This is a genomic window from Microcoleus sp. PH2017_24_DOB_U_A (genome assembly GCF_020738205.1).
GTDB lineage: Bacteria > Cyanobacteriota > Cyanobacteriia > Cyanobacteriales > Microcoleaceae > Microcoleus.
The window spans coordinates 1-23,533 of the sequence record NZ_JAEQCT010000042.1; the positions used below are offsets into that span (position 1 = coordinate 1).

Consider the following 23,533-nt stretch of genomic DNA (forward strand, 5'->3'; position numbering starts at 1 on the left):
AATCTTGACTCCAGGCAAGTCTAATATATAGTCTAAATAAAAGTCCATGACAGTAAATGTATTGTTTGTTACATTATACACCATAAAGTCAGGAGAGCCGCAGGATGAGTCAATGCAGATAAAATTAGCGGCCTACTCACTGCTGAAGGATAAAAATGACTTAAAGATAAAACTACAGTTTTCCAAGTATTTACCCACATTTAAATTTGATGTCATCACAGTCGATTCCTCTGGCAAAGAAAACAGCCGCACTAAGTCATTTGCTCGCTTCTTCCCTGAAGACTTAGGTAACTCAACTTTACTGGAAATGGTTTACATTCCCGGTGGCAAATTTATGATGGGTTCTCCTTACAGAGAAGCAGGACGAGAGAATTGTGAAAATCCGCAGCATCAAGTTACAGTAGCCAGTTTTTATGCAGGCAAATACCCCATCACCCAAGCACAGTGGGAAGCAGTAATGGGAAACAACCTATCGTATTACAAAGGCGAAAAACATCCTGTAGAGCAAGTATCGTGGAATGATGCTGTCGAATTCTGTGACAAAATTTCGCTACAAACCGGGAAAAAGTATCGCCTCCTGAGTGAAGCAGAATGGGAATATGCCTGTCGTGCGGGTACAACAACCCCATTTCACTTTGGGGAAATAATTACCACTTATTTAGTTAACTATAGCGGACGCAAAGCCTCCGCAAACGCTTCCAAAGGACTCTACCGAGGAGAAACAACAGATGTCGGGAGTTTTCCCCCTAATGCCTTTGGACTGTACGATATGCACGGCAATGTTAGCGAATGGTGTGGCGATAAATGGCACCAAAATTATGAAGGCGCACCAACTGACGGAAGTTGCTGGGAAAGTCACGCAGGTAGGGGTAGAGTGGTACGTGGTGGCTACTGGGATTCTTTTGCGGTTCATTCCCGCAGTGCCTATCGTAGCTGGAATTCCGTGGGTAGCTGCGTCGTGGGCTGCGGTTTTCGTGTAGCTCTTGTTTTTGTCTAGTTTGTAGGGTGCGGATTCTTCTACAATCTGCAAATGCGATCGACAATCTCACAGCGACGCACCATGGAAAATAAAGTGCGATCGAACTAATTAAACCCTGTGGTGCGTCGCTTTTAGATTTTTCGATTTTTTACCGAGATTCTGGATTGCGACGCACCCTACACCTCAAAATCCCCCCCCTGCTGACGTATTGCGGTAAATCGATCGCAAGTTAAGCTCGATCGCACCGCACATCTCACAGATCCGCACCCTACAATTAGCTGGCTTGCGCCTTCGGAAGAAACATTTTTTCAACAATATTTTTCCGCAGATAAACTGTCAATGGTTTTTCGATGAAAGAGTAGAATATGCAGCCGACAACTACAGCAAACAATGCCACCATAGCCGGAGCAAAGAAACCGTCGAAATATTTTCCTAAATTTGCCTTTTGCACAATTTTTGTAGTTGCTGATATCACCGGGCTGTGGAGCAGAAATATTGAATATGAGGCATCGCCCAGGAAAATTAAAAGATAAGGAAGTCTCGGAGAATCCTTAAGGTCGATCGAAGTTGCAGCAACGATTAATATAGCTGCCAGCACTGCAAAAGTCTTGATCCGATCGAACTCAATGTTGCCCCAAGCCACAAACAGTCCTAAAATAACATATCCTAAATTTGCTATCCCAAATAATATCCATCTGTAATTAGTAATCTTATTGTTATATTTAAGCACGATATACGCAGCCAAGCCACCCAAAACAAATTCTAGATTCATATTGCCAAATACTAGATTCAGCAAGAAAAAAGCATCGGGAAATGTTACTACTTTAGAAAAATGTAGAAATGTGACAAATAGCCAAGCCGACAGCAGAGGCACAGACTGTTTAGGTTTTAGCCAGATAGCTATGCTGAACAATACATAAAAATAAATTTCGTAAACTAAAGTCCAACCTACATCGAGAATTGGCTTGCCATATTGAGGAATCAATAGCAGCGACAGAATTATCTTGTCCAAACTTAAGTCTTGAGCATTAGCAAAACCTGGAATCAGTAGAAAGAAAAACACAACTGTCAGAGTAATTATCCAGTAGATTGGGTAAATTCGCACGCAGCGCTTGACTAAAAATGATTTTAACTGGTCTTTTTTACCGATCGCCGATCGGTGAACGTAGACCATGATAAAACCGCTCAATACAAAAAAGTAATCAACACCACTCCACCCAGCCTGAAATAAATTAAAAAAAGTAACTTGATTTAATCTTTCCGTGCTCATCTGGTTGACGTGAAACATTACCACCAATAAAGCCCCAATCCCTCGATAAACTTGCAAGAGATTAAGCTTTTTGTGAGGATTTGAACTCTTTGTCATTAGAAAATACCTTGTTCAAGAGTGGCAGTTGGGCTTGCTACTCAACTATAGTCAACGCCCCCCAACATAGTCAACACATTAAACACTATAATATAACTTTACACTTTTTTCATAAAGTTGTGCAAGAAGACTTCCGACTGATTGTTGACTTAGTTCTAGTTCTCGCTGCTGCCGCAGCAGGAGGACTCTTTGCATCGTTGTTGCGACAGCCGGTAATTCTCGGATACCTCCTGGGAGGGATCGTAGTTGGGCCGGCCGGTTTGGGGCTGATTAAAGAATTAGTTCAGGTAGACACCCTGGCAGAATTTGGTGTGGCTTTTCTGTTGTTTGCTTTGGGAGTAGAGTTTTCATTCGCCGAACTAAATCGAGTTAAAGCAATTAGTCTGGGCGGGGGGGGCTTGCAAATTGTGCTGACGATCGCCATTACTACTGCAATTTCCTTGGGTGTAGGCTGGGTAGAATCCCCTGCCCAAGGGGTGTTTTTAGGGGCAATCCTGTCGCTTTCCTCGACGGCGGTTGTACTCAAATGCTTGATGGAACGCAATGAAGGCGGTACTTCCCACGGACAAGTCATGCTGGGAATCTTGGTAGTTCAAGATTTGGCTTTGGGGCTAATGCTGGCAGTTTTGCCGGCCCTCAACCAGCCCGCAGAGGCGATCGGCATGACGGTAGTCTGGGCCCTGGTGCGGATCGGATTATTTGCTGCGGGTGCAGTAGTAGCGGGCATTTGGATCGTACCGCAGTTGCTGCGCTACCTCGCGAGAACAGAAAGCCGGGAACTGTTTTTGCTGGGAGTTGTGGTTTTGGCTTTAGGGATTGCGCTGCTGACAGAATATCTGGGTTTCTCGATCGAGATGGGCGCATTTGTGGCGGGTTTAATGATTTCGGAGGTGGAATATGCCGACCAAACTCTAACTTATGTCGAGCCTTTGCGAGATATTTTTGCATCCTTATTTTTTGTTACCATCGGAATGTTAATCGACCCGGTGTTTCTCTGGAACCATCTAGAGTTAATTCTAGGACTGGTATTTCTAGTATTTGTCGGCAAATTCTTGATTGTAACGCCGATCGTCCGATTATTTGGCTATCCCCTAAAAACAGCATTAATCGCAGGTTTGGGCTTAGCTCAAATCGGAGAATTTTCCTTTGTACTCGCTAGTTCTGGCCAAGCTATGGGACTGGTTTCGCGAAACGTTTACCTATTAATTTTAGGAACGACAGCAGTCACCTTGGTGCTGACGCCGTTTGTATTGAGAAGCGTGCCACAGTTATTCAAGTGGGCGGAAAATTTCGGGCCTTTGCAGCGCTATTTTGACCAAACATCTCAACCTGTCGAAATAGCTGAAACTTTGCCGGAACAAAATCATGTTGTGGTTTGTGGCTACGGGCGAGTTGGCAGAAATTTAGTCAAAGTGCTGCAAAGCCGCAACTGTTCAATTGTGGTAATCGACGAGTCGGAAAGCAGAATTCAAGAATGCAGAGTGTCAGGAATTCCTTACATTTACGGGAATGCTGCTAGCTTGCACGTATTGGAAGCCGCCGGGGTAGAACGCGCCAAAGCAATGGCGATTACTCTTCCCGATCCGATGAGCACTCGCTTGTGTCTGAAGCGGGCTTTAGAATTAGTCCCGGATTTGGATATTGTGGTGCGCGCCAACAAAGATAAAGATATTGAACTGCTTTACCAACTGGGGGCTTGGGAAGTTGTGCAGCCGGAGTTTGAGGCTAGTTTAGAACTGTCTGCCCACTTGCTGGCTGGGATGGGTTTGTCAGCAATGGCTATTGGGCGAGATGTGCAGCAAATTCGCAGCAGCCGCTATCTGGAATTGCGGCCGGCGCGGGAACCTTTGGCGGTTTCGCGGGATTTGAAAGTGGCGGTTCGAGATCTCAACGGCGATTGGTACAACTTACCGGAGGGCTCTCCCATTGGTGGGATGACTCTGGAAGAAACTAACTTGCGGCAGTTGACAGGGGTCAGCGTGATGGCGATCGTCCGCGAAGATGGCGAGGAAATTGATTATCCTAACGGGAAGGCTGCTTTACTGTCGGGCGATCGACTTTTGGTAGTGGGTGAACCGGAAGAACTGATTAGTTTTGAGTTGCTGGCGAAGGGCGAAGTTGCTGTCCCCGAGGGCGACAGTTCTTGTCAGTGGTTGAGGTTACCAGCCAACAGTCCTTGGGTTGGCCAAAAACTGTCAGAGGTAGATTTGCTCACTCAGTATGGGGTGCAGGTGCGGGCGATCCGCCGGGAAGGGAAGTTTACTCGCTGGCCGGATGGAACTACTGATTTGCAAGAGGGCGATCGTTTGCTGCTGTGCGGCGGCTTCTACGAGCTCGGCTTGATGCAGCGGACGGCCTCGCCTCCGCTGCCGCAACCAGCCTTAAAGCTGCCTTTTGTCACCGCCCAAGTTAGCGAAAAGCTATTTAGCGATTAGTCATGGGGCATGGGGCATGGGGCATCGGGCATCGGGCATCGGGCATCGGGCATCGGGCATCGGGCATGGGGCATTGGTGCTGTCCGCGCGATCGAACGTTATTAGTCAGACGGAAGACGGAAGACGGAAGACGGAAGACGGAAGCCCTGTAGGGGATGTAACGGATGTAATATCAAATCCGGTAGCATCGGAATAATATATTTCAATTATGTAGTGCGAGCGTCTCGCTCGCGATTGGTTCGCGAGCGAGACGCTCGCACTATATAACTCCGATGCACCCGGAAACGATATAACGGATGGAAGGAAGAGCGAACAGGAAAGATTTTCCCCCTCTCCCCCTCTCCCCCTCTTCTTCACGCGTTGGGTTTGAGATAAGCAATTGCCGATCGCGAGATCAGAATTTGTGTTTCTGAGGCATCGAGGAGGCAAATGCAGCTATGATCCTGCCAAAAAATTCTGCCGGCTAACAAGTCGCCAGTCATCAGTTTGATCTCTAACTGTTCTTTGTCTTTGATGTAGCTTTGTATTAAGCGAACGCTGGGCAATCCGGTCTCAAATTCAGACATACTGGGAAATGGGTAAATTGGTTATTAGTCATTAATCATTAGTCATTAGTCATCGGTCATTAGTGCTGTCCCCGATCGCGAACAGCATTAGTCATTTTTTTGCTATCAACTGTCAACTGCTTGCGGGTTCGCGTAGACGAAGGGTCAACTGCTTTACCCGATCGCCCTTCGGCTACGCGAGCGGATAAACGCAGTCGTTGGGTCAACTATTAACTGTCAACTGTCAACTGTCAACTGTCAACTGTCAACAGAGGTTTGTTTTTATGTCGATCGAGTTTGCGAAGTATCACGGACTGGGCAATGATTTTATTCTGATTGACAACCGCCACTCCTCAGAACCAGTTTTAACACCAGAACAAGCTGTGTCCATGTGCGATCGACATTTTGGGATCGGCGCAGACGGCGTGATTTTTGCTCTTCCGGGTCAAAACGGCACTGACTATACGATGCGGATTTTTAACTCCGACGGTTCGGAACCGGAAATGTGCGGCAACGGGATTCGCTGTTTGGCTAAGTTTATCGCCGATTTGGAAGCAGCGGAAATTCACCCCCCCCAGCCCCCCCTTGCTAAGGGGGGGAGTAAATCTAAGACTGAGTATCGCATCCACACTCTGGCGGGTGTGATTAGCCCCGAATTGCGATCGGACGGTCAGGTTAAGGTGGATATGGGACTTCCCCGGTTGCTGGCTGCGGAAATTCCGACAACTTTGGCTGCACCAGATGCCAAAGTGATAGATGTGCCGATCGAAGTTGCTGATAAATCTTGGTCTGTTACCTGTGTCAGCATGGGAAATCCTCACTGCATTACGTTTGTAGAAGATGTTTCGGCTGTGGCTTTGGAAACTCTCGGCCCTCAATTTGAACACCACCCAGCCTTCCCGCAGCGTATAAATACCGAATTTATTCAAGTGATACGACGGGACTACGTAAAAATGCGGGTGTGGGAAAGGGGCGCAGGTGTTACTCTAGCTTGTGGGACTGGTGCTTGTGCTGCTGTGGTGGCTGGGGTGTTGGTCGGAAAGTGCGATCGGACAACTGCTGTTGAACTCCCCGGTGGCGTTTTGGAAATCGAATGGGCAGAAGTTTCTGGGCGGATTTACATGACTGGGCCAGCACAGCGAGTATTTACTGGTTGTCAGTAGTCAGTTGACAGTTGTCAGTTGACAGTTGTCAGTTGACAGTTGACAGTTGACAGTTGACAGTTGACAGTTGACAGTTGACAGTTGACAGTTGACAGTTGACAGTTGACAGTTGTCAAGAAAAATTCTTAAATTCCAAATTTTTCTTTAATTCTTTAATTATCAAGAATGCTCAATGACTAATGCCTTGCGCCTTGTGAAGTCATATCAAATCCGGTAGCATCGGAATAATATATTTGAATGATGGAGCGTGCGAGCGTCTCACTCGGGAACCAATCGTTCGCTATGGACGCTTGCACTACATAATTCCGATGCAACCGAAAACGATATCATAGGCTGAAGACTAATGACTAATGACAACTGTCAACTGTCAACTGTCAACTGTCAACTATCAACTGACTAAGCCTGAATTCTCAAATCTAAAATCTAAAATTAAGTAGGTGGATGTGCATGGCTGGAGGTATTTATCTGATTCAGGACGACGACAGGCTGGTAGAAATGATGGAACAGCCCTACGACTCGGAAGACCAGTTACAAGACTTGCTTGTAACTTATCCTAATCTGATTGCCGGAGATCAAATCGATCGGGCGACGGCGCGGAAGTGGCTGTTAATTTCACGGGAATCAGTGCCCACCGATGAGGAAACTGCCGTCCAATGGTCGCTGGATCATTTGTTTCTCGACCAAAATGCAGTTCCTACTTTGGTGGATGTCAGGCGCACTCCTAATGCTGCACTCCGGCAAAAAGTTTTAGGTCAGTCGATCGACTATGCTGCTAATGCGTTGGTTTACTGGCCAATAGATTCAATTATTGCTCTGTTTGAAGCCAATTGTCGCGATCGGGGTCGCGATCCCGAACAGATTTTTGAAGAGTTTCTCGGTGCGGATGCTAATGAAGACCTATTTTGGCAGAAAGTTAAAACTAATTTGCAAGCCGGTAAAATTCGCTTAGTATTTGTAGCAGACGAGATTTCCGCTGAAATGCGCCGAGTTGTGGAATTTCTCAACGAACAAATGGATCCGGTTGAAGTTTTGGCCCTGGAAATTAAGCAATATGTAAGTGAAGACGGTTTGAGAACCTTGGTTCCCAGAGTGATCGGTCAGACAGCCGAAGCACAGCATAAAAAATCCAACGCAATGCGCGAAAGAAGGCGCTGGGATGAATCGTCATTTTTTGCGGAAATCAAAGCCAGACAAGGCGCGGACGAGGCGCAAATGGCAAGAGCTATATACCTTTGGGCAAAAAGTCAAGAACCCGAAATTCAAATCCATTGGGGAACGGGGGACACCTACGGCGGTTTCGCCGCCGGGTTGCATCACAGAGGCAGAAAACCATATCAGTTATTCACTGTAGATATTGCTGGCAGAATGGAGATTTCTGCTGACAATTACGGTTCCCAACCGCCATTTAATGCAGAAAAAAATTGGCTGGAATTGAGAAATAAGCTAAGTTCGATCGGTCTTTCGCTACCTACAGAACCGGGCGAGAGAAGGTCGCCGAGTCTGGCTTTATCTACTTTGGAAGACGAATTTGCCCTCCAGCAAGTTATGGAAACGTTCAACTGGGCGATCGAGCAAATTAAAACGTTATAGTCATTGGGAATTGGGAATTGGGAATTGGGAATTGGGCATTGGGAATTGGGAATTGGGCATTTAAATTAGACATCTCCAATAATTCTTGTGGAACAAGCATCCTGCCTGTTCAAAACTGGCTTTTCTGGAGATGTCTATTGCATATTCAGGGCAGGCGGGACACCCCACAAGATTTTGAGTCTTTTTTGATATACAATTTAAATGCAGAGCAGCTTATCACCAACAACTAACCAATAACCAATAACCAGTAACCAGTAATTAATAGCGAATGTTTGCTTGTTTCAAACGGCGCAAAGCTTCTCCCAGTCGATCGCAATCTGCAATCAAACTAACCCTCACATATCCTTCACCACCAGGCCCAAAAGCATTACCAGGAGTCACAACAACACCCGTTTGCTGCAAAACATTCAGGGCAAAATCTGTCGAACTCATGCCCTGAGTGCAAGGAACCCAAAGATACATTGCAGCCAGAGGTTTAGGAATATTCCACCCCAATTCTGCCAATCCTGCAACCATAAAATCGCGGCGAGTGCGGTAGCGTTCCTGCACTTCGTGCAAGTAACTATCTGGTAATTGCAACGCTGTTTCTGCTGCTGCTTGCAAGGCAGAAAATATGCCGTAATCTAAGTTAGTTTTTAAAGTTCGCAAACCTTGAATGATCCGGCTGTTTCCAACTACAAAACCGACTCGCCAGCCGGCCATATTGTAGGTTTTTGACATGGTGTGAAATTCAACTCCGATTTCTTTGCCGCCGGGAATTTCTAATAAACTTGTCGGTTGATAGCCGTCAAAGGCTAATTCCGCATAACACAAATCGTGAACCAACAAAATTTGATGTTTGTGTGCGAAAGCAACAATATCTTTATAAAATTCGCGGGGGGCCGTTGCTCCGGTCGGATTGCTGGGATAATTAAAGTAGAGTATTTTGGCTTGTTCGGCTACGCTGTCGGGAATGGAACCTAAGTCAATTACCCAGTCATTCTCTGGTTTGAGGATGATGTTGTGAACTTTGGCACCGGCGATGATTGGGCCGCGAAATAATACGGGATAAGCGGGACTCGGTACTAATACTAAGTCGCCGGGATTGATATAGGCGATCGCAAAATGCGCTAAACCTTCTTTAGAACCCAATAAAGGTAATGCTTCCCCTTCTGGATCGAGTTCAACATTGTAGCGGCGGCTGTACCATTTGGTAATTGTACGGCGAAAACTGGCAGTTCCTTCAAAGGGCGGATAGCCGTGATTTGCAGGATTTTGGATAGCTGCGATGGCGGCTTCTACTACCGGTTGCGGAGTCGCACCGTCGGGGTTTCCCATTCCTAAGTCTATTAAATCTAGTCCTTGTTCGCGGGCGCGGGCTTTGAGTTCGTCGAGACGGGCAAATACGTAGGGCGGTAGTTTTTGCAACCTGTCAGCAGGGCTAATCCAATCCAAAGTCATTTTTTGTGTATCAGTTATTAGTTGTTTTTCGGGTTCGTAGTAAGGACTGAAGTCCTTTCTCACACAGTTTTTTAAGGACTAAAGTCCTTACTCCAAACTGTTTTAATTATTAATTTTTAATTGTCTCACAAGTTGTGCGGTAGAAAACATCGGATTTTGCCTGGTTAGTAGTAAGGATTTCAGTGCTTTCTAGGGCAACCTTTCAAGGACTAAAGTCCTTACTACAAACTTTTTTAATTCTTGATTTTCAATTCTCCCACAGGTGCGGTGGTAGAAACCATCGCTGCCATTAATTGTTCGGGAACAACTTTAAATGGCAGTCTGTGGATGTCCGAATTGGGATGGCAGGCTATTTCGGCGGCGCGCTGCAATTGTGTGAGGCTAACGTCTCCGAGTCCTAAGTTGTCTAAAGTTTGAGGCAATCCAATCTCGGCGTAGAATTTTAGCAGTTGCTGTCTGGCGGTTGCTGCTAGTTGATTGTTTTGCAGAATTTCTTCTAGCCGCAGTTGCACTAATATGCCGTAGGCAACTTTTTCGCCGTGCAATGTGCCGTGACTTGCTAATAGATGAGTTAGGCCGTTGTGGACGGCGTGGGCGGCAACGGTGCGACACCCGGCCCCGCCAATTCCGCCGATTACTCCTGCTAGCAATACGGTGGCGTCTGTGACTTCTTGCCAGGTTTCGCTACCTGGTTCTTTGAGGGCGGCGGCTGCTTTTTGGAACAGGATATCGCGCAGGATTCTAGCTTGTTGGACGGCAGAAATTATCAGAGTTTGTTCTGAGTGTCCGCTGCTGACTGATGCTTCGTACCATTTGGCGATCGCATCTCCAATTCCTGCTACTAATGTCCGCTGCGGTGCTGTTTGAATTAAGCCGTAGTCCAGTATTAACAAATCGGGACATCTGGCTAATGTGACATCGTATTGGAACGCACCTTGTTCGGAATAAATGTTAGAAAGTGCTGTCCAAGCGGCGCAGGTGGCTGCTGATGTGGGGATGGTGACGATCGCCATTTTGCACTGATGGGCGAGGAGTTTGGCTGCATCCAAGGCTTTGCCGCCGCCGACGCCGATGATGAAGTCGGCTTTGTGGGTTTGGACGGCTGCGCGGAGGGTTTCGAGGCTGGTTTCGCTGCAATCCTTGCCGTAGGCTGTTTGCGCGGATTGTAGGGGCGATGCCCCCTGGCTCGCCCTGCCTTCGAGGATTGGTTGCAGGTAGGGTTGGGCGGCGGCGAGGGAGTTGCTACCGCCGACTATTAGGGGCCGCTTTCCGAAACGGGCGATCGCATTTCCGGCTTGTGATAGAGCGTTTTGACCGCGCAATACACAGGCGGGAGCAATTGTCAAGGAATAAATTGCAGTAGGGGTGGCGGTTTTGGTGCTTTGGGTGTGAGTCATCGAACCACTGGATAAGTGACGGGAAGGTTGACGCTTTGCAGGATTGCTGGATTTTATAGGATAACTCTAACTCGTGTTGAGCAACATGGTAACTTTTGTAAAGTTTTTATTAAGTATTGTGGTTGGGCATGGGCTGGGGGGGGTTGTAAGGGCGATCGGTATAATGAATGTACAGCACGGCGAGAATAAAACCTATGACTCAAAGTTTTCAAGACTTATCCACACAACAATTCGCTGATTTATCGGTGTTTCCTGGGACAAGTTGGGTGGTATTAGCTGAGCCTGTGCCGCAAGGATCGATTCATCGCTTGAAGATGAAGCAAGGTACAATTATTCCAGTTCATACTCATCCGGCTGATGAGTATGTATTCGTCGTTTCGGGTAGTCTTAAAACGGGCGATCGGGTGTGTGAAGCGGGATGCTTTTGGACAACCCCAAAAGGAACAAGACAAGGAGCGCATGAAGCGTTAACCGATGTAGAGTTAATCACTATTCGGCTGGGAGCAATGGGAGAATTTGAAGGAACATAACTTAGGATGAATGGATAGCTATGCAGCTAAATATCGCTAGTATATCGATATTGAGTTCTCCTAAGATATGACATTAAATTGCAGCGCAATTCCAAAAACATGGCAGTGAGCAAACCTACTATTCTGTCGATCGCTCTTTTATTAGTGCTAGGAAGTTCAATTTTCCTAAATATTCTGCTTTTGGGTCGAGCCAAACAGTATTATCGCGAACTCAATCAAACTCGTTTAGATCCTCTGGGATTGAACAACCATCCGATCGATGCCCAGCCAGTTACTAATACCAAGCAAACCCGTGTGGTTTTCTTTGGTGACTCCAGGGCCGCCAGTTGGACATCACCGAATCTCGGTGAATATGAGTTTATTAACCGGGGAATTGGTTCTCAAACCTCTGTTCAGGCGATCGAGAGATTTGCCTGCCTATCATGTGAGTTCCTTAAAACCCAAAATCGTAATTATCCAAGTTGGTGTCAACGATCTGAAAACCATTCCCTTGTTTCCTGAAAGCAGAAATGCGATCGTTGCCAATTGTCAAGCAAATATTAAACGAATTGTCGAAGAATCTAAGAATCTAGGTGCAGTAGTAATCGTGACTACTATTTTCCCAGTCGGAGAAGTGCCACTAGAACGCAAGCCTTTTTGGTCTGATGATATAAGTCGGGCAATTAAAGAAGTCAATACTTACATCGCTACATTAGCTGGAGAGAAAATCATAGTGTTCGATACATTCCCTATTCTTGGCGATAGTCAGGGAATGATATTACCGAAATATAGAAGCGATGAACTACACTTGAACGAACAAGGGTATGAAATTCTCAATCAGAATTTGTCGCAACTGCTCAATACAATGGAACAGAAGAAAGTACAGAAATAGAAAATGTATAAAATTTCATTTTTGACACAGAAACAATATATTAGTTAATGAGAGCCACAAAAATATGCCATACAGTCAATTCACAACCATCAGCAAGGTTAAAGAAGCCTTCAATTTAACCACAGTAGAAGGAATCAGATTTCTCCCTAAAATTGCCCCCATCCAACCCAGTATTAGTCTGGCGGCAACTCTGGAAGAAACCTTGCCACTTGCTGTAGCTACAGGCAGCGAAAAAGCCAGATCGGAGCTAATTATTAGCCCTGTGCTTGTAGAGGTTCGCCGCATTGTCAACCGTCAAATTAGTCTGTTCTCTGGGGAAGATTTCAACGTAGACGAATCTCTGGGATTGAATGGACGCTGCGACTTTTTGATCAGTTGTTCCACAGAACAATTAGCAATTGAAGCACCCGCCATTATTATTGTAGAGGCAAAACAGGCAGATTTAAAAACAGGAATTGGTCAGTGTGTTGCAGAAATGGTGGCGGCACAGAAATTTAATGAAGCTAAACAAAAACCTTTACCTACCCTCTATGGTTGTGTTACTAATGGTCTCCAATGGCAATTTCTTCAGCTTATTGGAAACGAAGTAACCATCGACCTGAATATTTACTCCTTACCGCCAGTAGAGCAAATTTTGGGTTTTTTAGTTTGGATGGTAAGGTTTGAGAATTGAGATTTTTGACGGATAAATCAAATAGAGTTTTCAACTTGTGCAGAACTTTTTGCGAATCCTGCCAAAAAACAGTAAATACTGTTTACGAATTGCTCAATTATTTTGACTTAGGCTATTAGTTGCATTTAAACTTATTATCAAAATGGGAAAGAAGAAATCTCTTAATGCGAAACGGCTCAAAAGAAATCAGGTTCAGGAATTAATAGAATCTGAGGGAAGACTGCATGAGGAGTTTACAAAGTTCTTTGAGGAGACATATAGCACTGGATACAAGAATCAGCCTCAAATTTATGAGTTATCAAATGATAGATTTCTATTTGTTTTCGATCCCAAAGGATTTTCAATTCCTGGTAGAGGAGATATTTACTCTAAAGAATATTTTGTGAGGAAAATTCGATGGACACAGAAGGTGAGGGATGACTATGCTAATAACCGGGGTAATTCTGTAAGTCATTGGATATATTTTTCAAAAAACAAATTACAGCTTGTTAACAAGGTTGATGAATTGATTAATGAGTTAACAATTTATTTAGATATTTTGGATGAGGAGTTGGATTATTCATACAAAAGTTTAGACATTGTATCTAGCAAGGCTGAAAGTTATGGATTTGAAAAACTTCAAGCTGATTTATACGATAATCTAGTTGCCTATGTAGGAGAGGTTATACGACGCAGAGTAAAAGGTGATTGGGTTATTAGAGAAGATTATCCAGGTTGTGAATACCCTACTATTCAAGTGAATAATGGCGTACTTATGCCTATTAATGTGGTGTGGCAAGAGCTAGGTAGGCTTGAATCAATAAATCTACGGCAAGAAGCTGCTAATGAAATAAGACGATTTTCACTCAGATATCGGTAGATGTCAAATTTTACTAGATTTAGATATGTTGCGCTGCTTAACATTTATTTGATGTCTTTTGCGGCGCTGTTTTAATTAAGCCGTAGTCGAGTATCAATAAATCGGGACATCTGGCTAATGTGACATCGTAAGTGACGGGAAGGTTGACGCTTTGCAGGATTGCTGGATTTTAGAGGATAACTCTAACTCGTGTTGGGCAACATGGTAACTTTTGTAAAGTTTTTATTAAGTATTGTGGTTGGGCATGGGTTGTGGGAGTTGTAAGGGCGATCGCTTTATCATTAAAATTGAGGCTTAACATACAAATCCCAAACTCGTTTCACTACTTCTGCATCTGCTTGAGAAATTTGTCCGATTTTCGCCAGCAACAAAGACTTTTCCAAACAATCTAATCTAGATAAACGCACTGTTGAAGCAATACGCAAACCGCTGGCTTGCCAATCATTAAGAAATACATCAGTTTGACTGCGGGGTTTGGCAGAGGTGACGGCTGCTGCTACCACATCCTCGCCATCCAACCACAATAAAAGTATGGGACGTTTTTTAGAGCCTGCGCCACCTGTAAAGGGAATATTTGCTACCCAAAAATCACCCGATTCAATAGTCATCATAAAGTCCTTCGTCTTCGGGTGCGTAGCTGTTCAAAAAAGCCTCGTGGCTGCGAGTAATAGCTGAGTCAATTAAAGATTCTTCGCCATCAAGTACCGAAAACTCCGTTAATTCAGGATAAGTCAAAAAATCTTCGGCTGTAGCTGCTATATATGGTGCTAGTATTTTATGGCGTTCTGCGATCGGCAACCTAGCAATTTCTGTAAGTGAGAGCTTGAGAGTAGGTGCGGTTGTTGGCGAATTGTTAGACTCAGAACTTTCGCTGGATAACTGCTTTTTCTGTGACGCTTTTTGCACGAGGAATTGTACAAAGTCGAGGACTTCTTCTTGTTTCTCAGTTGGCAACTGTCGCAGATTCTCTAACACGGCTTGCTCAAAATTGATTGTTTCTGACATTTCAATTACCTTCCTTAAGCGTTGATCGGTTTATTTATAACGCAGCCAAGTTTTGTAGTTCCATGTTTGCAAATCACGCCGATCACAATTTCGATCGCTAAAATCCTATCCCATCAGCAGTTATATACAGTCATCCAGCATTTCATAATCATCCAAGCAATTAGAGGCTGTATTCATAAAACTTAGTAAACATCATCATGAGAGCCAAGAGTCAGCAGTAAAATCTCTGCTTCATCTGTATCTGAATTATGAACAAATTTAAACACAATTCGATTGCTATAGTCAATGGAACAAGACCATCTATCCGATAAATCTCCTTTGAGTTTATGAGTCCGTAAAGTAGGAGCAAATGGCTCTTCAGCAAGTTGTTGTAATGTTTGCTCAACTAAAGAGCGCAATTGCGGATTTTGGCGAACTAAACGCTTGAGCGCACGAGTAAAGGCTGAACTCCAAATTAAAGTTTTCACTCATCTAACTCCGCCATCAAGTCGGCAACTGTACCTCGACGCACATTGCCTATTTCATAATCTTTTTCTGACTCGGCAACTGCTTTCAATAGTTCATCGCGATGCTGTTGCTTAAGACGGTTTTGAATGATATCGATCAGCATATTCTGCTCTTCAGGCGAGAGAGCTTCTACGGTATCTATTGCTTTTTGAAAAATAGAAGTCTTTTCAGCTTGAGTCATGTTTAGGTTAAGGTTGCAATCAGTCTATTATAGCTTAACTTAATCGATGGGTGCATCTCAATTTGGGAAGGGCTTCGCCCCTACGAGTATATTTGCAAAAATGAGATGCACCCGGTCTATCCTGCCAAGCCAACTAACCATCGCCTTGAACCTCAATAGTATAACTGTAGCCCTGTTCAGTCAGAAACAGTTGGCGGTGTCGCGCAAAATCTTCCTCGCAAGTTTGTAGCGACACTAATGTATAAAAACTCGCAGTATGTCCGTCAGATTTAGGCCGGAGAATCCGTCCGAGGCGCTGCGCTTCTTCTTGGCGAGAACCATATTTACCTGATACTTGAATTAACACATCGGCATCGGGTAAATCGACGGCAAAATTGCCCACGCGAGATAGAATTAATCCGGGAATCTCTTTGTGACGGAATGCTTCGTATAACCGATCGCGCTCAACCTGTTTTGTCTTCCCCGTAATCAGTGGCAAATCGGTAACTCGGGCGATCGCATCCAACTGTTCGAGATACTCACCAATAATTAAAATACGGTGTCCCGCCTCCTTTTGCAACAAACCTTGCACCACATCCAACTTACCCGGATTTTCCGCAGCAATCCGAAACTGACTGCGGCGCGGCGCTAGGGCATATTCCATTTTTTCTGCCTCATTTTGGGCGACGCGGATTTCGGTACAATTAGCTGTAGCAATAAATCCCTGTCCTTCCAATTCCCGCCAAGGTACGTCATAGCGCTTCGGGCCAATTAGCGTGAAAACATCGCCTTCTTTCCCGTCTTCGCGAATCAATGTCGCAGTTAAACCTAACCGCCGTCGCGCTTGTAAGTCGGCGGTAATCCGAAATATCGGTGCGGGTAATAGATGAACTTCATCATAGATAATCAGTCCCCAGGATTGCGCGTTAAATAACTCGAAGTGGGGGAATTCATCATCTTTAGTCGATCGATAACTGAGCATTTGGTAAGTCGAGAGAGTTACAGAAGCCGTTTTTTTGCTGTTGCTGCTGTACTCGGCGATCGCATCTTCAGTTAAACTCGTCTTGTCCAATATTTCCCTGCGCCACTGGTGCACCGAAGTCAAACTGCTGGTGAGAATCAGTGTCTTTTGCTGCACCAAACTCATCGCAATCATCCCCACAATCGTCTTACCAGCCCCGCATGGTAGGACGATCGTCCCACTGCCACCTCTAACCTCTCCGCCTTGATAGAATGCCTCTACGGCTTCCTTTTGATAGGCGCGCAAATTGAAGGGTAAGTCGCCTCCTAAAGTGCGATCGCGCAACGCAATCGCCAACTCGGCACCCTCGATATATCCAGCCAAATCTTCCGCCGGATAACCTACTGCTAGCAAAGCTTGTTTGAGTACACCCCGATTCCCCGCATCAACTTGAAAGCAAAGATCCGAAATCCGCTTACCTAACAGCGGTTTTACGCGATCGTCCCGCACTAACAACTCCGTCAGCGGGCGATCGACAATCCGCAGTTGTAAATTGGGATTTTCCGCATCAATCCTTTCAATTACCGTCAATCCGTAGCGCGTACCGAGTAGTTCAATTTCCTGCGCTACCGATTCTGGAATATCATATTTAGCATACTTTCGCAGCGCTGCGATCATCAATTCAACTAACATTCCCGCCGCCCTGGCATTCCACACACTCAAGGGCGTGATCCGATAGGTGTGGATGTGTTCGGGACTTTTGATTAATTCGGCAAAAGGTGCGATCGCTTCTCGTGCTAATTTCGCTGTAGGGGCGTGAACTTCTAGTAAAATTGAGCGATCGCTCTGCACGATTAAAGCATTTTCAGCAACATAACTCATAATTCACAGTTGACAGTTGATAGTTGACAGTTGACAGTTGGCAGTTGGCAGTTGACAGTTGGCAGTTGGCAGTTGACAGTTGGCAGTTGACAGTTGATAGTTGATAGTTGACAGTTGGCAGTTGACAGTTGATAGTTGATAGTTGATAGAAGGAAAAAATCCCTTCGAGTTCGATCAGGGTAAAAAGAGGGGAGAAGGAAGAAGGAAGAGAAATGTTTGGTTTATTTATTCCAGTCTATGTGAAAGGTGCGTCGCGATCGAGATTGTAGATCGCATTTAGGGATTTATCGCCAGCGACGCACCCTACAAATACTCTTGTGGGGGGGCAGGATGCTGCTCAAAGTCCCCCTTTTTAAGGGGGATTTAGGGGGATCTTGCCTCGGCTATAAACGAAAGATACAAAGGTTTTCGCGCGATTGTTGATACTCATAATATCAGGTGTATTATTTATCCGACTGGGGTAAGACATAACCCATTTGTCGCAGGGCGGTGCGAAATTTCGTTTCCTGGCCCAATGGAACCGCTACAGTGCGATCGCCCGCCAACTGACAGAACTTTTTAGTACGGGAATCATTCGCAATCAGCAATGCTATATGGGCGGTAGTACATTCAATCAATCTGACACTACCTATATCTTGCACGCTATTCGATCGCTCTGTAACATCCGTCAGAAATTGTTGCACAGTTTGCGGCAGCGGTTCAATACTCCGGGCGTCCAAAAACTCTGTAAACTCGGCTAATGGATATCCGTTTTCAATGGCTACAAAGATTTTTGGGCGATCGAGACGCCACACCACATCCGAAACTTTCTTAGTATAGATATCAAGGACGATCGCATCAGATGTCTCGACACCATCTCCCGCCGCAATAATTTCTAGATTCGGCAATACCCGCAGCGTTTGACGAACCTCAATTGCTGGCGGAATATACTTATCCGTCAAATCCAAACAATAAGCCCCCAAAGCCGTCAAGCGAAAATATACTAAGCCATCATAACGACTCAAGAATTCCAGATTGTCCGTTCCCCAAAGATAGTCATAATCGGATGGTATGAGTAACGGATCGACATATGCAACATCAATGATTCCCAAAGTAGCAGCATACTCAAACAAAAAACACCGCATATATCGTTCTTCCAGAATCCGCCAACTGTCGCCACTCAATTCTGATAAGTTTCCATACCCAGGTTCACCAATATACAGATAGTAAGGTTCCTCCGTCACCTCAAACCTATGGCCCGTTGCGACTAGATATTGGCTAAAGTCATGAAACATAACCCACTTACCCACAGGACATTCTGCGAGCACAGAGGCGATCGCATCTCTCCGCCACGTCACATCCGTAATGCCACCTGCACCCCTCCCAGTTTGTCCTTTGATCGCATCAATGCGGCGAAATTCATCAAAGACTTTTGTCTTTAACCAGCGCTTCCATGCTGTCTGTAAACCTTTGGCGGGTGATTCTTGTAAAGCTTTCAGTCCCGCTTTCGTCAAAACTAGCTTTTTGCCCGATCGTTCCGCGAACTTGCTCCCTTGCGCTATCATTATCCAAGCAAAGGGCTTGATGCTACCGATTTCAGCGAATACTTCATCATCGTAGTCGCTATCCTTGGCTAGGCTAATTTGACGCTGTTCCTCATTATAAAAATCACCGCCTTGCAATATAGAGGCGATCGCCTTTACACTTCCAGCAGTAGGTAAAGCAGTTTTCTCGCTAACCGCAACTTTACCCGACTGAATCAGACGCAAAACGGCTGCAAAATCCTTTGTAGCTGCCAACTGTGTTTCACAAGAAGCCAAGGGAATATCGTATTCTTCTGTCTCCTTTTCTCCTGTACTATAGTTATATCTTTGAACGCTGAGTTTAACCTGATTTTGTAATGTTTCACCAACATTATCTAACGTGGCTTCTTTGGGTTCTGGAACAAATTTCAGCAATTCTTCTTCTAAATCGTAGGGTATCTGCCTGCCATAAATAAACAAGCATAGCAGTGATGGTTCTCTGTTAGTTCCATAGCGATCGCTTGTTCCAAAATTTGCTGGTTCTCCGTATTTTGCGCTAAATATCTCAGGAAAATAAATACCATCCTCCCCATGTATAACTTCAGCTACAGCCGCTTTTTGAAGGTCGTCTAATTTCGCCCACACCTTCCGAAGGTTCTCTCCCAGCAATTGCGATCTAATGCCATCAACCAGATCTGCTTTACGGGTTAATTTACGAGGATCTGGTAATAATGCTTTGAGCTTTTTTAAATCGTCAACAATTATTCCTTCGAGTGCCTGTTGGAGGCTAACAAGGTTATTTATGGTTTGGTAACGCGACATAATATTTGACAATGCGCCCGCTTCAAAATTGTTTTTGCAACCCAAATATAACAACTTTACGGGATGCAAAGCTTGAACTTTTGTTACAAAATCCAGAAATTTGGTTAAACAGTTACGGTACGATGAACCGGAACGGTGTATAGATTATTTGTTTTAAATTTTAATGGAATATTTACCACCCTAAAATTACCCGGTTCAACAGTAGTCGGGTGCGTCGCCATTAACAATCCCTCAAAAAAAATGGACAATCTCAAAGCGACGCACCTTAGACTTCTTGCAAAAGTCCTTTTAATCAAATTTTCGGACGGACTCTGGGCACCATCCCACAAGTCAATCGATTTTAGATTTTAGATTTTAGATTTTAGAGGCGACCCCACGGATAAATTTGGGGGAAGAGAGGATTTTAGATTTTCGATTTGGGATTGATTCCACGGATAAATCACGTGGCGGGTACCATCAAGAAATTCGCTTGTCAGGATTTAATACCAATTTTCAGGCATTTATACAACATTAGCTGTAGGGTGCGTCGCCATTAACAATCCCTCAAAAAAATGGACAATCTCAAAGGGACGCACCTTATAAACTGAGCCTCTTATCAGCAAAACGAACAATTATATTGTATGGTTTGTTTCGTCCACCCAATGTGTAACGTGCGTCGCCATGAGATATGGCGTGAAATTTAGGGATTGTTCTCGTGCGACACACCCTACGACTAACTGAAACCATTGCCGACAAAGGAGTTTTTATGTAATTAATTTTGTGTGGTTACTTACTCGATCGAAACTGACATAGTGTAACTTGCACCTCCTCTTTCTGTACCGACAGCTATTTCATAGTCTCCTGTTTGGCTCAATTCTCCAGACCAGTTTTTTGATTCTTTAACTATCGTCTTTGTATTTGGGTCTATGATGTTAAAAACAGCATTTTTCTCAACTGATTGGATCTTGATATTCATCTTTTGCCCTTTTTTAGCTTTAATCAAATAAGTATTGACAGTGCCACGGGCTACTCCTCCTTTGATTTCGGCTGAATTAGTACCTTTTTTGAACTGGATTCGCTGCTGAACCTTAGCCATTAAAACGGCAGGTTTTTCGGAAGTTGCTGGGGAGGAAACCATGCTGGATATGGCTTTTACTGAAGCTGGAAAAATCAGGGATGCACTTAAGCCGATCGTCAAAATATTGAGCGGGAATTTGAAACTTTTTGCTGGTGTTCTCATGGGAGTTTAACAGTAAGAGTGAAATTTGTTTACTTGTAGGATTATAGCTGACTGGGGCTGTGTGCGTGCGATCGCCCTTACCGCCAACTTGATTGGAGAGGGAACCCCGAGATGTGAGATAATTCTAGGCGATCGCAACTTACCAGAAAGAATTGGTTGAAAGTCGTAACCCCGATCGGGAGAAATAAAAATCAGACTATTCATTACTCCAATCCTCTTCCTTCTAGGTAGAGGTCGCTCTCAAACTGTCAACTGTCAACTGTCAACTGTCAACTGTCAACTGTTGAAGCATTACTGCACAGTCGCCAGCGGGTGCGGTACAGTAAAAACACCCGCAGCGTGGTGTTACCCAAAAAATTGTACACTTCCTAATTATCACAAACCAGACGATATGACTCAACAGCCAACCATCACCTACCGCACCGAAAGCGACTCGATGGGAGACAAACAAATCCCATCTACTGTTTACTACGGCATCCAAACTCTGCGCGCCGTTGAAAATTTTCCAATTAGCGGTATCAAGCCTTTATCAACTTACGTCGATGCTTGCGTTTTAATTAAAAAAGCTGCCGCCATAGCTAACGGTAAACTCGGCTGCATTCCTGAAGATATCAGCACAGCACTGATTAAAGCTGCTGATGAAGTTTTAGCAGGAAATTTGCGCGATCAATTTGTCGTTGATGTCTACCAAGCAGGCGCCGGAACTTCTCACCACATGAATGTCAATGAAGTTCTTTCCAATCGCGCTTTGGAAATTATGGGCGATGAAAAAGGTAACTACAAGCGCGTTAGTCCCAACGATCACGTAAACTACGGTCAATCAACCAATGATGTGATTCCAACTGCAATTCGGATTGGCGGATTGTTGGCTTTGGAAAAAACTTTGTTCCCGGCTTTGTCTGGGGCGATCGCATCCCTGGACAAAAAAGCCGTAGAATTCCACAATATCGTCAAATCCGGCCGCACTCACCTGCAAGATGCCGTCCCGGTGCGACTCGGCGAAACCTTCCGCGCTTGGGCACAGATTCTTAGAGAGCACAGCGCCAGAATTACCACTGCTTCCGGCGATTTGACATCCTTGGGATTGGGCGGAAGTGCCGCAGGAACTGGCTTAAATACTCACCCAGAATACTGCGAAAAAGTCGCTCAAATTCTTTCGGAATTAATCCAAAAACCTCTGAAACCAGCACCGCATTTAATGGCAGCAATGCAGAGTATGGCGCCGTTTGTCAATGTCTCCGGCGCCATCCGAAATCTCGCTCAGGATTGCGTTAAAATGTCCCACGACTTGCGTTTGATGGATTCCGGGCCGAAAACGGGTTTCAAGGAAATTCAACTGCCTCCCGTGCAACCTGGTTCGTCCATTATGCCTGGGAAATACAATCCGGTGATGGCAGAAATGACATCGATGGTGTGTTTTCAAGTTATGGGTTACGATAGCGCGATCGCCCTAGCAGCCCAAGCAGGACAATTAGAATTGAACGTAATGATGCCCCTAATCGCCTACAATCTAATTCACAGCATCGAAATTTTGGGCAACACCATCAGCGCCCTAACAACCAAATGCCTCGACAAAATTGAAGCCAATGGCGATCGATGTCTCGCCTACGCAGAAGGCAGTCTCGCCCTCGTTACCGCCCTCAATACTCACATCGGCTATCTCAACGCCGCCGCCGTCGCCAAAGAATCTCTCGAAACCGGCAAATCTTTGCGGCAAATTGTGCTGGAACGCGGTTTAATGAATGCAGAAGACTTGGCAACAGTTCTCGATTTGGAGAAAATGAGTGCGATGCCAGAAAACCGGGCGGTTGAAACCGCGTCTATAAAAACAAAACCCTTCTAGTGCGGGTTGAAGGCCGGGCGGTTAAAATTAAATTATTTTCTTTACACCACGCAGGTGGACTTCGTTTGTGTAGACGCGGTTTCAACCGTACGTCCTATCTAACGCCTAGGTTTCTTTAGACGCGGTTTCAACCGCCATCTTAATCTTTTCAACTCTAAAGTTTGGGAGCAATATTTATGCGCGCAGGTTCCTTTGGCAAAGTAACTCAAGATAAAGAGAACACCACTCAAGTGACATTTCATTATGTGGAAGGTCACACGGAAACCTTTACTGTTCCGATGCCCGCACTAGAATTTCAAGAGGAAGTGCTGAATTTGTTAAATCAACCTTGGTTGACTTTTCATCTAGTCGATCAAACGGTTTTTATCTGCACGGCCCGATTGGTGAAAGTGGAAGTTAAACCTGCTATCCCAGAACTTCAAGGTCAAGGAATTTTCCCTAACTCCCTGCGAGTTAGTACCATGCAGCGGGCTGCTTCTGGCAGATTGCCGATGTCTACTTAAACTTGGTTGATGGTAATGGGTAATTGGTAATGGGTAATTGGTAATTGGTAATTGGTAATTGGTAATTGGTAATTGGTAATTGGTAATCACGAAGTGTAAAAATACTAATAATCCATTTCTCCTGCCAATTCCCGATCGCCAAATCCCAAATCCCAATTCCCAATTCCCGATTCCCAGAAACAATTAGTTTAAAGCCTCTCCCCGATCGGGAGAAATTAAAATAACACGATTCATTACTCCAATCCTCTTCCTTCTTTTATCAACTGTCAACTGTCAACTGT

At 44.9% G+C, this 23,533-nt stretch carries 25 protein-coding genes; 11 read left to right on the forward strand and 14 right to left on the reverse strand.

From position 1 onward, the window contains the following. The first annotated feature begins 112 nt into the window (after window positions 1–112). A complete protein-coding gene (locus JGK07_RS12295; protein WP_366055532.1) occupies window positions 113–997 on the forward strand; it encodes a formylglycine-generating enzyme family protein in 885 nt (294 codons plus the stop codon). 256 nt (window positions 998–1,253) lie between these two features. Here JGK07_RS12295 and JGK07_RS12300 read toward each other — a convergent pair whose 3' ends face one another. Then, window positions 1,254–2,345, reverse strand: a complete 1,092-nt coding sequence (locus JGK07_RS12300; protein ID WP_293183659.1) for an acyltransferase — start codon at window positions 2,343–2,345, stop codon at window positions 1,254–1,256. A 119-nt stretch (window positions 2,346–2,464) separates the two neighbouring features. Here JGK07_RS12300 and JGK07_RS12305 point away from each other — a divergent pair, with 119 nt between their 5' ends. Then, window positions 2,465–4,780 (forward strand): cation:proton antiporter, encoded by a 2,316-nt coding sequence (locus tag JGK07_RS12305; protein WP_293196272.1) that lies wholly within the window; start codon window positions 2,465–2,467, stop codon window positions 4,778–4,780. A gap of 16 nt (window positions 4,781–4,796) precedes the next feature. Beyond that, window positions 4,797–4,976, forward strand: a complete 180-nt coding sequence (locus JGK07_RS12310; protein WP_293196274.1) for a hypothetical protein — start codon at window positions 4,797–4,799, stop codon at window positions 4,974–4,976. 157 nt (window positions 4,977–5,133) lie between these two features. On the opposite strand, the gene JGK07_RS12315 is transcribed toward JGK07_RS12310, so the two are convergent. Beyond that, on the reverse strand, window positions 5,134–5,346 hold the full coding sequence (locus JGK07_RS12315) for an RNA-binding protein hfq (protein ID WP_293183666.1): 213 nt from the start codon (window positions 5,344–5,346) through the stop codon (window positions 5,134–5,136). A gap of 59 nt (window positions 5,347–5,405) precedes the next feature. Then, window positions 5,406–5,552, reverse strand: coding sequence for a hypothetical protein (locus JGK07_RS12320; protein WP_293183669.1), 147 nt, complete (start codon window positions 5,550–5,552; stop codon window positions 5,406–5,408). Window positions 5,553–5,609: 57 nt separating this feature from the next. On the opposite strand from JGK07_RS12320, the gene dapF reads away from it, so the two are divergent. Beyond that, the gene (dapF, locus tag JGK07_RS12325) at window positions 5,610–6,488 is read left to right on the forward strand and encodes a diaminopimelate epimerase (protein ID WP_293191949.1); all 879 of its coding nucleotides are present in this window, start codon (window positions 5,610–5,612) and stop codon (window positions 6,486–6,488) included. Window positions 6,489–6,935: 447 nt separating this feature from the next. Next, window positions 6,936–8,078, forward strand: coding sequence for a hypothetical protein (locus JGK07_RS12330; RefSeq protein WP_293183674.1), 1,143 nt, complete (start codon window positions 6,936–6,938; stop codon window positions 8,076–8,078). A gap of 258 nt (window positions 8,079–8,336) precedes the next feature. On the opposite strand, the gene JGK07_RS12335 is transcribed toward JGK07_RS12330, so the two are convergent. Next, window positions 8,337–9,518, reverse strand: a complete 1,182-nt coding sequence (locus tag JGK07_RS12335) for an aspartate aminotransferase (protein WP_293183762.1) — start codon at window positions 9,516–9,518, stop codon at window positions 8,337–8,339. A 233-nt stretch (window positions 9,519–9,751) separates the two neighbouring features. Continuing rightward, complete coding sequence (locus tag JGK07_RS12340) at window positions 9,752–10,915, reverse strand: iron-containing alcohol dehydrogenase family protein (protein ID WP_293183676.1); 1,164 nt, start codon at window positions 10,913–10,915, stop codon at window positions 9,752–9,754. Window positions 10,916–11,109: 194 nt separating this feature from the next. Between JGK07_RS12340 and JGK07_RS12345 the strand changes: the two genes are divergently transcribed. From JGK07_RS12345 to JGK07_RS12360, 4 genes are all read left to right on the forward strand, one after another. Further along, a complete protein-coding gene (locus tag JGK07_RS12345; RefSeq protein ID WP_293183678.1) occupies window positions 11,110–11,445 on the forward strand; it encodes a DUF4437 domain-containing protein in 336 nt (111 codons plus the stop codon). A 352-nt stretch (window positions 11,446–11,797) separates the two neighbouring features. Continuing rightward, window positions 11,798–12,316, forward strand: a complete 519-nt coding sequence (locus tag JGK07_RS12350) for an SGNH/GDSL hydrolase family protein (RefSeq protein WP_293183680.1) — start codon at window positions 11,798–11,800, stop codon at window positions 12,314–12,316. Between the two features lie 64 nt (window positions 12,317–12,380). Then, window positions 12,381–12,989, forward strand: a complete 609-nt coding sequence (locus JGK07_RS12355; protein ID WP_293183682.1) for a hypothetical protein — start codon at window positions 12,381–12,383, stop codon at window positions 12,987–12,989. 142 nt (window positions 12,990–13,131) lie between these two features. Next, the gene (locus JGK07_RS12360) at window positions 13,132–13,848 is read left to right on the forward strand and encodes a hypothetical protein (protein ID WP_293183684.1); all 717 of its coding nucleotides are present in this window, start codon (window positions 13,132–13,134) and stop codon (window positions 13,846–13,848) included. Window positions 13,849–14,129: 281 nt separating this feature from the next. Here the strand turns inward: JGK07_RS12360 and JGK07_RS12365 are convergent, their stop codons facing one another. The 8 genes from JGK07_RS12365 to JGK07_RS12400 all read right to left on the reverse strand — a co-directional run bounded on the left by JGK07_RS12365 (window position 14,130) and on the right by JGK07_RS12400 (window position 21,110). Then, window positions 14,130–14,459, reverse strand: coding sequence for a type II toxin-antitoxin system PemK/MazF family toxin (locus tag JGK07_RS12365; RefSeq protein WP_293183686.1), 330 nt, complete (start codon window positions 14,457–14,459; stop codon window positions 14,130–14,132). Next, complete coding sequence (locus JGK07_RS12370) at window positions 14,446–14,853, reverse strand: DUF2281 domain-containing protein (RefSeq protein WP_293183688.1); 408 nt, start codon at window positions 14,851–14,853, stop codon at window positions 14,446–14,448. Before JGK07_RS12370 ends, JGK07_RS12365 begins: the two co-directional genes overlap by 14 nt. A gap of 182 nt (window positions 14,854–15,035) precedes the next feature. Next, window positions 15,036–15,320 carry a type II toxin-antitoxin system mRNA interferase toxin, RelE/StbE family gene (locus tag JGK07_RS12375; protein WP_293183690.1) on the reverse strand — a complete coding sequence of 95 codons (285 nt, stop codon included), beginning with the start codon at window positions 15,318–15,320 and terminating at the stop codon, window positions 15,036–15,038. Beyond that, window positions 15,317–15,541 carry a hypothetical protein gene (locus JGK07_RS12380; protein WP_293183692.1) on the reverse strand — a complete coding sequence of 75 codons (225 nt, stop codon included), beginning with the start codon at window positions 15,539–15,541 and terminating at the stop codon, window positions 15,317–15,319. Before JGK07_RS12380 ends, JGK07_RS12375 begins: the two co-directional genes overlap by 4 nt. A 133-nt stretch (window positions 15,542–15,674) precedes the next feature. Then, entirely contained in the window at window positions 15,675–17,363 is a 1,689-nt protein-coding gene (locus JGK07_RS12385) for a DNA repair helicase XPB (protein WP_293241895.1), read from the reverse strand. Window positions 17,364–17,806: 443 nt separating this feature from the next. Beyond that, entirely contained in the window at window positions 17,807–19,687 is a 1,881-nt protein-coding gene (locus JGK07_RS12390) for a hypothetical protein (RefSeq protein ID WP_293223979.1), read from the reverse strand. Between the two features lie 769 nt (window positions 19,688–20,456). After that, a complete protein-coding gene (locus tag JGK07_RS12395) occupies window positions 20,457–20,906 on the reverse strand; it encodes a hypothetical protein (RefSeq protein WP_293241899.1) in 450 nt (149 codons plus the stop codon). A gap of 6 nt (window positions 20,907–20,912) precedes the next feature. After that, entirely contained in the window at window positions 20,913–21,110 is a 198-nt protein-coding gene (locus JGK07_RS12400; protein ID WP_293183700.1) for a hypothetical protein, read from the reverse strand. A 187-nt stretch (window positions 21,111–21,297) separates the two neighbouring features. Between JGK07_RS12400 and JGK07_RS12405 the strand changes: the two genes are divergently transcribed. Both JGK07_RS12405 and JGK07_RS12410 read left to right on the forward strand, forming a co-directional pair. Next, entirely contained in the window at window positions 21,298–22,749 is a 1,452-nt protein-coding gene (locus JGK07_RS12405; RefSeq protein WP_293206938.1) for an aspartate ammonia-lyase, read from the forward strand. Window positions 22,750–22,925: 176 nt separating this feature from the next. Continuing rightward, entirely contained in the window at window positions 22,926–23,252 is a 327-nt protein-coding gene (locus JGK07_RS12410; protein ID WP_293183703.1) for a hypothetical protein, read from the forward strand. Here the strand turns inward: JGK07_RS12410 and JGK07_RS12415 are convergent. After that, the gene (locus JGK07_RS12415; RefSeq protein WP_293206942.1) at window positions 23,245–23,415 is read right to left on the reverse strand and encodes a hypothetical protein; all 171 of its coding nucleotides are present in this window, start codon (window positions 23,413–23,415) and stop codon (window positions 23,245–23,247) included. The genes JGK07_RS12410 and JGK07_RS12415 overlap by 8 nt on opposite strands. Window positions 23,416–23,533 lie beyond the last annotated feature (118 nt).

Excerpts from the sequence above, each read along its gene's own strand:
- JGK07_RS12295 (WP_366055532.1), top strand. The coding sequence starts at position 113 with ATGCAGATAAAATTAGCGGCCTACTCACTGCTGAAGGATAAAAATGAC.
- JGK07_RS12300 (WP_293183659.1), bottom strand. The coding sequence starts at position 2,345 with ATGACAAAGAGTTCAAATCCTCACAAAAAGCTTAATCTCTTGCAAGTT.
- JGK07_RS12310 (WP_293196274.1), top strand. The coding sequence starts at position 4,797 with ATGGGGCATCGGGCATCGGGCATCGGGCATCGGGCATCGGGCATCGGG.
- JGK07_RS12315 (WP_293183666.1), bottom strand. The coding sequence starts at position 5,346 with ATGTCTGAATTTGAGACCGGATTGCCCAGCGTTCGCTTAATACAAAGC.
- dapF (WP_293191949.1), top strand. The coding sequence starts at position 5,610 with ATGTCGATCGAGTTTGCGAAGTATCACGGACTGGGCAATGATTTTATT.
- JGK07_RS12330 (WP_293183674.1), top strand. The coding sequence starts at position 6,936 with ATGGCTGGAGGTATTTATCTGATTCAGGACGACGACAGGCTGGTAGAA.
- JGK07_RS12335 (WP_293183762.1), bottom strand. The coding sequence starts at position 9,518 with ATGACTTTGGATTGGATTAGCCCTGCTGACAGGTTGCAAAAACTACCG.
- JGK07_RS12340 (WP_293183676.1), bottom strand. The coding sequence starts at position 10,915 with ATGACTCACACCCAAAGCACCAAAACCGCCACCCCTACTGCAATTTAT.
- JGK07_RS12345 (WP_293183678.1), top strand. The coding sequence starts at position 11,110 with ATGACTCAAAGTTTTCAAGACTTATCCACACAACAATTCGCTGATTTA.
- JGK07_RS12350 (WP_293183680.1), top strand. The coding sequence starts at position 11,798 with ATGAGTTTATTAACCGGGGAATTGGTTCTCAAACCTCTGTTCAGGCGA.
- JGK07_RS12355 (WP_293183682.1), top strand. The coding sequence starts at position 12,381 with ATGCCATACAGTCAATTCACAACCATCAGCAAGGTTAAAGAAGCCTTC.
- JGK07_RS12360 (WP_293183684.1), top strand. The coding sequence starts at position 13,132 with ATGGGAAAGAAGAAATCTCTTAATGCGAAACGGCTCAAAAGAAATCAG.
- JGK07_RS12365 (WP_293183686.1), bottom strand. The coding sequence starts at position 14,459 with ATGATGACTATTGAATCGGGTGATTTTTGGGTAGCAAATATTCCCTTT.
- JGK07_RS12370 (WP_293183688.1), bottom strand. The coding sequence starts at position 14,853 with ATGTCAGAAACAATCAATTTTGAGCAAGCCGTGTTAGAGAATCTGCGA.
- JGK07_RS12380 (WP_293183692.1), bottom strand. The coding sequence starts at position 15,541 with ATGACTCAAGCTGAAAAGACTTCTATTTTTCAAAAAGCAATAGATACC.
- JGK07_RS12385 (WP_293241895.1), bottom strand. The coding sequence starts at position 17,363 with ATGAGTTATGTTGCTGAAAATGCTTTAATCGTGCAGAGCGATCGCTCA.
- JGK07_RS12390 (WP_293223979.1), bottom strand. The coding sequence starts at position 19,687 with ATGTCGCGTTACCAAACCATAAATAACCTTGTTAGCCTCCAACAGGCA.
- JGK07_RS12395 (WP_293241899.1), bottom strand. The coding sequence starts at position 20,906 with ATGAGAACACCAGCAAAAAGTTTCAAATTCCCGCTCAATATTTTGACG.
- JGK07_RS12400 (WP_293183700.1), bottom strand. The coding sequence starts at position 21,110 with ATGAATAGTCTGATTTTTATTTCTCCCGATCGGGGTTACGACTTTCAA.
- JGK07_RS12405 (WP_293206938.1), top strand. The coding sequence starts at position 21,298 with ATGACTCAACAGCCAACCATCACCTACCGCACCGAAAGCGACTCGATG.
- JGK07_RS12410 (WP_293183703.1), top strand. The coding sequence starts at position 22,926 with ATGCGCGCAGGTTCCTTTGGCAAAGTAACTCAAGATAAAGAGAACACC.